Origin of the sequence: Aneurinibacillus aneurinilyticus ATCC 12856 (assembly GCF_000466385.1) — a bacterium.
Classification (GTDB): domain Bacteria; phylum Bacillota; class Bacilli; order Aneurinibacillales; family Aneurinibacillaceae; genus Aneurinibacillus; species Aneurinibacillus aneurinilyticus.
The window spans coordinates 11,867-22,330 of the sequence record NZ_KE952835.1; the positions used below are offsets into that span (position 1 = coordinate 11,867).

Sequence of the window (10,464 nt, forward strand, 5' to 3'; positions counted from 1 at the left end):
TTTGACATGATAACGTGGTTGGAAGGAGGAAATTTGGAAAAAAGAAGAGGGTCGATGCGCCCTGCGCTCCAGCAGAAGAAAGGCCAGCTGTCTTTTTCTGACCGCTCCCGCCCCCGGCCCTTCCGTCTTTTCTTACCTCCTACCACAAAAGTTTGTCGATGTATCAAACCAGATGTATATAGGAGTGAGTACGATGCCATATGAATCAAATAATCGTTTTAACCACTACTTAGGCATTAGAATTGAGCGAAATGATGACGATGGCTGCAGAGCTGTATTGAAAGTGCGTCCTGAACTGTATAACAGTATTGATGGAGTCGTTCATGGCGGCGTTACCGGCACACTTGCGGATGTAGCTATGGGCCATGGAGCTGCCCCTCATATAAATGGGGTACAACAATGCGTTACTGTAGAAAACAAAGTAAGCTATTTGTCACCAGCGAAAGGAGAGCTGCTTATTGCGGAATCCAGAGTCGTTAAGAAGGGTAAAAGAATTATTGTAATGCAGGCGGAAGTTAGTACAGACGACGGTACGCTGGTCGCTATTGCCTCGGGCACGTATGCTCGAATAAATACACCGTCATTATAATTTTTAGGGGAAGGGAGAGAGAAAAGATGGAACAGCAAACCGTCATACTGGAGAGGGACGGACATATTGCCACGATAAAATTGAACCGGCCGAATGCATTAAACGCTTTTAATTATGAAACACTCGTTCGTTTAGGAGAGATAATTGAGAGCATTGAGCAGGAAATGAAGGAGATTCGTGTAGTGATCGTGACGGCGGAAGGTCGTGCTTTCTGTGCGGGTGCTGATCTTAAAGAACGGCGTACATTAAACGAACAGCAAGTCCGTCGTAATGTAAGGAAGATACGGGATGTATTTTCCGCTCTGGAGAGAATCCCGCAGCCTACCATTGCCGCTATAAATGGTTTTGCGTTTGGTGGAGGATTCGAGCTTGCGCTTGCCTGCGATTTTAGATATGCCTTGCAGGAGGCTAAAATGGGGCTCACAGAAGTAAGCTTAGGAATTATTCCCGGAGCTGGAGGCACACAGCGATTATCGAAGCTTATCGGACCTTCTAGAGCAAAAGAGTTGATTTTAACAGCAAAAAAAATATCCGCAATAGAGGCACTCGAATATGGCATCCTCAACGGTGTAGCGGAAAACTTCGAACAACTTAATGCTAAGGTGCAATCCATGGCAAATGATATTCTTGCTAACGCTCCACTGGCAGTATATCAGGCTAAATATTCCATTGATAAAGGGAACGGTGTGGATTTGCAGACCGGATTGGATATCGAGTCAAAAGCATATGAAGTCATCATCCCTACAAGGGATCGTGTTGAAGCGCTCGAAGCATTTAATGCTAAACGAAAGCCAGTATTTCAGGGAGAATAATTGTTTCGGATGACCATGGCATTCCTATCCGCATTTGTAAGCGGAAACAAAGAAGTAATGACTTGCATTCGGTTAAGGAGGAAGAAGAATGATATTCAATCATGAAATAGAAACGATGGCACGTGAGGATATGCAAAAAATCCAATTGGAAAGACTTCAGCGGGCCGTAAAACACGCTTATGAAAACGTTCCATTTCATAAAGAGGCATTTAAGCGTGTGGGCATTGATCCGAAGGACGTTCAATCGTTAGAAGATGTACAGCGATTACCTTTTATGAAAAAAACGGATTTACGAGAAAATTATCCGTTCGGTCTATTTGCTGTAGGCACGGATCAAATTGTCCGCATCCATGGTTCATCCGGAACGAAAGGGAAACCTACCGTTGTTGGCTATACGAAAAAAGATATAGAGAATTGGGCTGAAATCGTGGCACGAGCGCTCTGCTGTGCGGGAGGAAAGCCGGGTGACATCTTCCACAATGCATATGGTTATGGTCTGTTTACGGGCGGCCTTGGCTTGCATAATGGAATTGAACATATGGGAGCGGTGGCTGTTCCGGTTTCAGGCGGCAATACGCCTCGTCAAATTACGTTAATTCAGGATTTTCAGCCCCGGGGTATCGCGGGTACGCCGTCATATGTATTGAATATTGTAGAAGAAATGAAGCGGATGGGGTTAAATCCCAGGGAGACAAGCCTACGGTACGGTATTTTCGGGGCCGAGCCATGGTCAGAGGAAATGCGGGTGCAATTGGAGGAAGCGCTTAACATTAAAGCCGTTGACATATACGGACTAAGCGAGGTTATGGGACCTGGCGTTTCCATTGAATGTCATGTGGCGCAAGACGGACTCCATATTGCGGAAGACCACTTCCTAGCAGAAATCGTGGATCCGAAAACAGGAGAGGTTTTGCCATACGGACAGGAAGGGGAGTTGGTATTTACTTCTTTAACGAAAGAAGCGTTTCCGGTTATTCGTTACCGTACGGGGGATATCGCCTCCTTGCATCCCGAGAAATGCGCTTGTGGCCGAACTACTATAAGAATGTCCCGAATTAAAGGCAGGGTAGACGATATGCTTATCATCCGCGGTGTAAACGTATTTCCGACCGAAATCGAATCCGTATTGCTAGGATTCAAGCAGCTGGCACCACATTATCAAGTTGTAATCGAACGCGACGGGGCGCTTGATCGTTTCGAGGTGCACTGTGAAGTGACGGACGAATTTATCGGTCAGACGGGCAAGCTGGAAGAAAGCGACGCGGCAACCGGATTAGTGAAATCCATTGCTCATGAAATGAAGAATGCCCTGGGCGTGTCTGTTGTTTTACGTGTTAATGAGCCGAACACGATTCCACGCAGTGACGGAAAAGCGATTCGAATCGTGGATAATCGCAGTAAAACTGTGCTGGCATAACGCTGTTTCATGGTGAGAAAGGGGGAAGCGGGATGTCCTACGAACATATCAAGGTGTCTCAGGAAGAACATATAGGCATTATTGTGCTGAATCGGCCACATGTGCTAAATGCATTAAACCTTAGGCTTGTTGACGAATTAGCTGAAGAATTGGAGCGAATGGACATGGATACCTCGATCCGTGCCATTGTTCTTACGGGTAATGATAAAGCATTCGCGGCCGGGGCTGATATTGGTGAAATGGCCGATGAAGCAGCTGTATCGATGTTAATAAAGGATCAGTTTGTTGTATGGGACCGGATTGCGAGAGTTTCGAAACCGATCGTTGCGGCAGTAAGCGGGTTTGTGCTTGGTGGCGGCTGTGAATTAATGATGCATTGTGACATTGTCATTGCTTCCGAAACGGCCCAGATCGGCCAGCCGGAAATTAAGTTGGGTGTGATGCCGGGAGCCGGTGGTACACAGCGATTGACAAAAGCGGTCGGAAAGGTCAAAGCAATGGAGATGTTGCTGACGGGTGAGCCGATTTCAGCACAGGAAGCGTTACGCTATGGATTGATTAATAAGGTCGTGCCGCTCGAAAGCTACTTTAAGGAAGCGGTGAAAATTGCCCACAAACTTGCTGCACAGCCCCCCGTTGCTGCCCGCTTGATTAAGAAATCGGTTCTAAAGGCAGTTGACTATCCGTTGGATGAAGGGCTGGATTATGAGCGTCATTGCTTCTATTTGCTGTGTGCAAGCGAAGATAAAGCCGAAGGAATGAAAGCATTTATCGAAAAACGCCAGCCGAAATTCATTGGAAGGTAGGGAACAGGCATATGTATGAAACCATTTTGTATGAATCGGTTGAAGGTGTCGCAAAAATTACGCTGAACCGTCCCGATAAGTTTAACGCATTCACTGAGCGGATGCATAAAGAGATGCTTGATGTATTAAAAAAAGTGGGGAAAGACCCGATAGTTCGATGTGTTGTAATCACAGGCGCAGGTAAAGCCTTTAATGCGGGACAGGATTTAGCTGAAGTCACGGAAGGAGATGTGGATTTCGGCGAATTTCTCCGTAAGCGCTACAATCCATTAATTATGCAGCTGCGGCAAACCCCAAAGCCGATTATTGCAGCCGTTAATGGAGTGGCGGCTGGAGCGGGCATGAGTTTGGCTCTTGCTTGTGATCTGCGCCTCGTATCGGAAAAAGCTTCCTTCTCCAATGTCTTCATTAATATTGGATTGGTGCCCGATTCTGGTGGGTGTTATTTTCTTCCCCGGATTGTAGGGATCGGAAAGGCATTGGAGCTGGCGCTCACGGGCGAGAAGATTTCCGCAGATGAAGCATACCGTATCGGATTGGTAAACAAAGTGTTTCCGGCAGTTAATTTTGAAACGGAAGTCATGGAATATGCATCCAGGCTGGCCGCACTGCCTACGACAGGCATGGGATTGATTAAGCGGGCTATGTACCAAGGCCTTACAATGAGCCTGGAAGAAACGCTTGAATATGAAGCAATCTCCCAGGAGATTGCCGGGAATACAGCGGATCATAAAGAAGGTGTTCAAGCTTTCTTCGAAAAAAGGACGCCGGTGTTTACGGGTAAGTAAAGGAGGAAGAATGATATGACATATGCTCAAGTTGGAGTCATCGGTGCTGGTACGATGGGTGCAGGCATTGCCTTTGTTTGTGCCAGACAGGGACACAACGTTCTTCTGCTTGATATGAATGAAGCCGTATTGAAAAAAGCACAATCGTATGTAGCATCTATACTTGCAAAAGATGTGAGCAAGGGGAAAATAACGGAACGACAAAAAGAGGAAATATACGAACGTATCTCGCCAATTTCCGATATGCAAAAGCTATATGGCTGCGATATGGTGATTGAAGCTGTATCAGAACGGTTGGAATTGAAGAAATCGATTTTCTCCTCGTTGGCGAACATCTGCCGTGAAGATACGCTCTTACTTACGAATACATCATCCATTTCCATTACAGAAATCGCAGGGGGGATCAAGAGCCCTGAGCGCATTATCGGCTTTCATTTCTTCAATCCTGCTCCTGTTATGCCTTTAATTGAAGTGATTCGCGGGAAAAAATCAAGTGATGAGAATGTAGAGAAGGCTTATCAATTTGCAGAAAACCTGGGAAAAGTACCGGTCCTTGTAAACGATACGCCAGGTTTTATCGTAAATCGCGTAGCCCGTCCCTACTATAATGAAGCTTTGCGTATTACAGGGGATCAGGTGGCTAGTATCGAGCAAATTGATACGATTATGAAAAAGGCCGGCGGGTTTAAAATGGGACCGTTTGAGCTTCAGGATATGATAGGTATTGACATCAATTTTGCTACGACAGAATCCGTATACACAAACTTTTTTCATGAAGGGCGCTTTAAGCCAAGCCGCATTCAACAACGGATGGTACAGGCGGGCAGCCTAGGAAGAAAAAGCGGGGAGGGGTTTTATGAATACAGTGAGTAATGCCGTTCTTTTGGCGGGTAATAGCCCCTTATATTCGGAGTTGAAAATATTGCTAGAGAGTAAAGGTTATTCAGTTTTATCTTTTGAACAGGCTGATGAGCATAAACATGAAATCAGGCTGGCAATTGAAGTGAACAACCTGGACTTGGATATAAAAAAAAGCACAATCAAACAAATGGATATGCTCCTCCCGGCGAATGTACCCATTTTGACAAGTTCGCTTGCGATTACAGCGACCGAAGCGGCATCGTGGACAGAATATTCGGAAAGAGTATGCGGATTTGGGACATTTGTTCCTTTAATAGAACGATCATTAATTGAAGTAGCGCCTGCTCTACAATCGACGCCACTTATCGTTGAACAAGTAAAATCTTTTTTTGACGTGCTCGGAAAAGAAAGCGAGATTGTTGAAGACGAGGTCGGTCTCGTTTTCCCAAGAATTCTCTCCCTGATTATTAATGAGGCGGCGTTTGCCGTAATGGAGGGAACAGCGACGCCTGAAGATATTGACATTGCTATGAAAAAAGGAACCAACTATCCGTATGGACCATTGGAGTGGGGAGATCGCATCGGGCTGGATGAAGTGTTCGCTGTTGTAAAAGGCTTACACCGGGATCTTGCCGAGGAACGGTATCGGCCGGCTCCGCTGCTGCGCAAGCTAGTATTGGCCGATAGAGTAGGAGTGCGAAGCGGCCGCGGATTTTATTCTTATGAAAAGCAAGAGGTTTATCAGCCATGACAGCACAAAGACGGGAAGTATACGTTGTTGCGAGTGCCCGTACAGCCATTGGGAAGTTGGGTGGGAGCCTGAAGGATGTGCCAATGGATGACTTATCGGCTAGTGTCATGAATGGAGTTCTAACGCGTGCAGCGGTTTCAGGTAAACAAGTCGACGGAGTCATCATGGGCAATGTTATTTCTGCGGGCCCTTTTATTAATATTGCCAGAGTGGGGCTATTAAAGGCCGGTTTGCCGGAGTCTGTGCCCGGTTTAACCGTAAATCGGGTCTGTGCGTCCGGGCTTGAAGCGATTAATCTTGCTGTACAGTCCATTCAAGCGGGCCATGCGGATGTTATGCTGGCGGGTGGTGTAGAGAATTTGACGCGCTCGCCATATATTTTAGAGAAATTTCCCCAGCCGTATCAACGTGGGGAACAAACACTCATGGAATCCTTTGGAGGTCCTCGTTCGGCCCCGGTATCATTATATGGAGATTTAACCATGGGGGATACGGCGGAGAATGTGGCAGAACGATTCGACATCAGTCGACAGGATCAAGATGCATTTGCTTTGGAAAGTCAACACAGAGCGATTCGAGCAATAGATGAGGGGATATTTGCAGAGGAAATTGTTCCGATTACCGTTCCCGGCCCAAAGCGGGAACCTGTTGTATTTATGCAGGATGAGCACCCGCGCCGGGAGGTAACGATAGAAGCATTAGGGAAGCTAAAACCTGCTTTTCGCAAAAATGGATCTGTCACAGCCGGAAATTCATCAGGCATTAATGATGGAGCGGCGGCTGTACTGCTGATGAGTGAAGAAAAGGTAAAGGAGTACGGAATGAAGCCGCTTGGGCGCATTGTCCATTTTGCCTGCGGCGGTGTGTCTCCGGATGTTATGGGGATCGGCCCGATTGTTGCTATTCGTAAGCTGTTAGGCGATATGAAAATGTCTGTCGACCAGATCGATGTATTCGAGCTTAATGAAGCCTTTGCTTCGCAGGCGCTGGCCTGTATTCGCGAGCTGGGACTGCCGATAGAGAGGACGAATGTAAACGGGGGGGCAATCGCTCTTGGCCATCCGCTTGGTGCAAGTGGAGCACGGCTGCTCGGAACAGCTTTGTACGAACTTCGTCGGCGAAGCCGGCAGTATGGCATTGTCTCTCTCTGTATAGGAGGCGGACAAGGATTGGCTACATTGGTGGAAGCATTATAAGGTGAAAAAGGAGAGAGCGATATGGGAACACCTGTAATTGTCGATGCGGTAAGAACGGCGATTGGTCGGTATGGAGGTGCATTAAAAGACGTACGCCCGGATGATTTGGGAGCGGTTGTCATTCGAAAGCTTTTGGAACGAACCCCTATTTCTCCTGAATGCATAGAGGACGTATATTTGGGCTGTGCGAATCAAGCCGGCGAAGATAATCGAAACGTTGCAAGAATGTCTTTATTGCTGGCTGGATTGCCTGTAACGGTTCCTGGTGTAACGGTGAATCGTCTGTGCGGTTCCGGATTGGAAGCCGTGAATCAGGGGGCAAATGCGATTAAAGCGGGACAGGGCAGCGTATATGTAGCGGGAGGAACGGAAAGCATGACGCGGGCGCCGCTCGTTATGATGAAGCCCGGAAAACCGTATCAGAGAGGCAACCAGCAGCTGCACGATACTACGCTGGGCTGGCGGCTTGTTAATGATGCTTTGGCTGCCGTATACCCTCCCATCTCGTTAGGGGAAACAGCAGAGAATGTGGCAGAGCAGTATGGGATTTCCCGGGAAGTACAGGATGAATTCGCATGGACTAGCCAGCAGAAATATGCGCGCGCGCTTGCGAAAGGGGTACTCTCCGAGGAAATCGTGCCGGTTGAAATTAAGGGAAGAAAAGGAGAAGTCACTGTAGTTAATCAGGATGAGCATCCGCGTCCTGAAACAACAATGGAGCGGCTTGCTTCTCTTAAGCCTGCTTTTAAACAGGAAGGTACTGTTACGGCGGGAAATTCATCAGGGCTAAATGATGGGGCAGCAGCTTTGTTGTTAATGGAACAAGAAACGGCACACAGGCTTGGCGTAAAGCCAAGAGCCAGAATTGTCGCATCCGCTGTAGCAGGGGTTGATCCTTCCGTTATGGGGATCGGGCCTGTACCGGCTACACGCAAAGCGCTGAAACAGGCAGGTTTAACTATCGATGATATCGATTTATTCGAGTTGAATGAAGCTTTTGCTGCCCAGGTGGTAGCCAGTGTGCAAGAGCTCCACATTGATATGGATAAAGTAAATGTGAATGGAGGAGCGATTGCACTGGGGCATCCGCTTGGTGCAAGCGGAGCAAGAATTTTGACTACGCTTCTGTATGAGATGGAGCGAAGAGAAGTCCGGTACGGATTAGCGGCTATGTGTATTGGAGTAGGCCAGGGAATCGCCACCATTATTGAACGTGTATGAATAAAAACAAAGCCACGACAATCAGGGACATCTCGTGGCTTTGTTTTTTAGTTTTTTTCTGCTTGCTTTACATTGCGTAAAAATAGCAAGACCTCTTGCTCTGTATAGAATATTCCATTTTCCCCCTCTTCGGGAAGGATGAGCGAAGGAGGAAGTGAAAACAATTCTGCTTTTCCATTGCCGAAAAAAACCAGCTGGACGATATGGCCGTTTGGAAATTGCCAGCTGACTAATTGGTTAGCTGTGTCGCTGTCGCTATGAACATGAATGATATATTTTTCGAATGGATACGCTTTTTTTAGTGCTAGTGAGTGATCGAACTGGTTAGACGAAAGTGATGCCATGTCTTATGCTCTCCCTTGTCAGGCAGTTGTTGCCCTTTTTTCACTTCTTATCATAGCATATATGCCAAAAAGAATACCAATTTTCACTAAGAAGCGTGATTGACGTTATTTTTTCGCTCTACTATAATAACGGTACTTACTTGCCTGCAGAACAAAATGTGTGTATTGGAAAGGAGGGAGGGCGTATGGCTCTTCGTTTTGAAACGTAGAGTTGTCTGTGCCCATGACTTGTGAAACCGCAATCAATGCTATTTACCATCTATGGCGAATACGTACGGCATTATGGAAGTGAAATCTGGGTAGGGAGTTTAACGCGCTTGCTTGGTGAATTCGGTTTGTCCGAACAAGCGGTTCGCGCTGCCATATCCCGCATGCAGAAGCAGGGCTGGCTGGAATCTACAAAAGTCGGCAATAGAAGCTATTATTCCATGTCTTTACGTGGACAGAAGCGGCTGGATGAAGCGGCTGCAAGGATTTATAAGGTAGAGGCCGAAGGGTGGAATGGAAAGTGGTGCATCGCCAGCTATAATATTCCTGAGAGTCAGCGAAACTTACGGGATCAGTTGCGTAAGGAGCTTACTTTCCTCGGATTCGGGATGCTGACGACCAGTACGTGGATAAGCCCGAATGATTTAACAGAACGGGTAAAGGATATTACGTTATCGTATGGGATAACAGAATATGTAGAAGTGTTTATGGCCAGCCATATCGGCTGGAGCGAGCCGAAAAAACTTGTGGAAAAATGCTGGAACTTAGATGAGATGAACCAGGCTTACCAAGAGTTTATTGAATTATATCAACCCGAGTACGAAGTGTTGAAGAGAAAAATGGAGCAAAAAGAAGACGTTGCGGATAGTGATTGCTTTGTAGCGAAAACGAAGCTTGTGCATCACTATCGCAAATTTTTATTTATTGATCCAGATTTGCCTGAAGAATTATTACCTGATTTATGGTTGGGAAAAAAGGCCGATCTTCTTTTTAACCGCTATTATGACTTATTAAATCCTGGGGCTATTCGTTTTTTTGAACAGATTTATGAGCCAGTACCCGTACCGAATAAATAACATGACGAAAACCCCCTTCTTCTTATTATCAAACGTACCGAACCTTTCCGAGTAGACACTTGTTTACTTTGGAAGGGTTCTTTTCTCATCGGCGCGACCGAGTTCAAATCATTTCTTTTACTGTATAATACATAGCGTAAAACATATATACAGTGGGAGAGAGATGAAACGAATAAAGAGATGGATAGGGATGCTGTTTATACTGACAGGAATTTTATTTATCGGAGTGTTTCTTATTGCTATAGTCAATCAGGATACGTCTCCGCTGTCTAACATAAATAAATACGAGAAAGTAAAGCGATATGATGTACTAAGAGCAGAGTTACGCAAGTATCAGTTAGAGGAATATACGCATGTTCTGCTCGCCTTGATGTATCAAGAAAGCAGGGGGGAGGGGGGCGATCCGATGCAGGTATCGGAGTCGGCTGGCCTTCCTCCCAATACAATTGACGACCCTAAGCGTAGTATTCAGCAGGGGATCCGCCATTTAAATGATGTGCCAACCTATGGCAAGGAGAAGAATGTTGATTTTCCTACTATTATTCAGGCGTATAATAGTCCTACTCCACCACCATCAAGTTTAAGGCTTAGACGTAACTCGAAAGGTATTCGTGC

Annotated in this window: 12 protein-coding genes; 11 read left to right on the forward strand and 1 reads right to left on the reverse strand. The window is 46.3% G+C overall.

What is annotated here, in order from left to right:
* Window positions 1-193 precede the first annotated feature (193 nt).
* The 9 genes from HMPREF0083_RS16775 (at window position 194) to HMPREF0083_RS16815 (ending at window position 8,441) form a co-directional block, all read left to right on the forward strand.
* Window positions 194-589 (forward strand): PaaI family thioesterase, encoded by a 396-nt coding sequence (locus HMPREF0083_RS16775; protein ID WP_040303284.1) that lies wholly within the window; start codon window positions 194-196, stop codon window positions 587-589.
* A gap of 26 nt (window positions 590-615) precedes the next feature.
* Window positions 616-1,401: an enoyl-CoA hydratase-related protein gene (locus tag HMPREF0083_RS16780; protein ID WP_021622797.1), complete on the forward strand. Its 786-nt coding sequence runs from the start codon at window positions 616-618 to the stop codon at window positions 1,399-1,401.
* Between the two features lie 88 nt (window positions 1,402-1,489).
* Window positions 1,490-2,818 (forward strand): phenylacetate--CoA ligase family protein, encoded by a 1,329-nt coding sequence (locus tag HMPREF0083_RS16785; protein WP_021622798.1) that lies wholly within the window; start codon window positions 1,490-1,492, stop codon window positions 2,816-2,818.
* Window positions 2,819-2,850: 32 nt separating this feature from the next.
* Complete coding sequence (locus HMPREF0083_RS16790; RefSeq protein WP_021622799.1) at window positions 2,851-3,624, forward strand: enoyl-CoA hydratase-related protein; 774 nt, start codon at window positions 2,851-2,853, stop codon at window positions 3,622-3,624.
* Window positions 3,625-3,635: 11 nt separating this feature from the next.
* Complete coding sequence (locus HMPREF0083_RS16795) at window positions 3,636-4,412, forward strand: enoyl-CoA hydratase-related protein (RefSeq protein ID WP_021622800.1); 777 nt, start codon at window positions 3,636-3,638, stop codon at window positions 4,410-4,412.
* Between the two features lie 15 nt (window positions 4,413-4,427).
* Window positions 4,428-5,285 carry a 3-hydroxyacyl-CoA dehydrogenase family protein gene (locus HMPREF0083_RS16800; RefSeq protein ID WP_021622801.1) on the forward strand — a complete coding sequence of 286 codons (858 nt, stop codon included), beginning with the start codon at window positions 4,428-4,430 and terminating at the stop codon, window positions 5,283-5,285.
* Window positions 5,269-6,024: a 3-hydroxyacyl-CoA dehydrogenase family protein gene (locus HMPREF0083_RS16805; protein ID WP_021622802.1), complete on the forward strand. Its 756-nt coding sequence runs from the start codon at window positions 5,269-5,271 to the stop codon at window positions 6,022-6,024. Before HMPREF0083_RS16800 ends, HMPREF0083_RS16805 begins: the two co-directional genes overlap by 17 nt.
* Window positions 6,021-7,220, forward strand: coding sequence for a thiolase family protein (locus tag HMPREF0083_RS16810; RefSeq protein WP_021622803.1), 1,200 nt, complete (start codon window positions 6,021-6,023; stop codon window positions 7,218-7,220). The genes HMPREF0083_RS16805 and HMPREF0083_RS16810 overlap by 4 nt, the downstream gene beginning before the upstream one ends.
* 21 nt (window positions 7,221-7,241) lie before the next feature.
* The gene (locus tag HMPREF0083_RS16815; protein ID WP_021622804.1) at window positions 7,242-8,441 is read left to right on the forward strand and encodes a thiolase family protein; all 1,200 of its coding nucleotides are present in this window, start codon (window positions 7,242-7,244) and stop codon (window positions 8,439-8,441) included.
* Between the two features lie 47 nt (window positions 8,442-8,488).
* On the opposite strand, the gene HMPREF0083_RS16820 is transcribed toward HMPREF0083_RS16815, so the two are convergent.
* On the reverse strand, window positions 8,489-8,785 hold the full coding sequence (locus tag HMPREF0083_RS16820) for a hypothetical protein (protein WP_021622805.1): 297 nt from the start codon (window positions 8,783-8,785) through the stop codon (window positions 8,489-8,491).
* A gap of 230 nt (window positions 8,786-9,015) precedes the next feature.
* Between HMPREF0083_RS16820 and paaX the strand changes: the two genes are divergently transcribed.
* Both paaX and HMPREF0083_RS16830 read left to right on the forward strand, forming a co-directional pair.
* Window positions 9,016-9,849 carry a phenylacetic acid degradation operon negative regulatory protein PaaX gene (gene paaX / locus HMPREF0083_RS16825; protein WP_040303288.1) on the forward strand — a complete coding sequence of 278 codons (834 nt, stop codon included), beginning with the start codon at window positions 9,016-9,018 and terminating at the stop codon, window positions 9,847-9,849.
* Window positions 9,850-10,012: 163 nt separating this feature from the next.
* The coding region (locus tag HMPREF0083_RS16830) for a lysozyme family protein (protein ID WP_021622807.1) at window positions 10,013-10,464 on the forward strand (452 nt) is incomplete at its 3' end.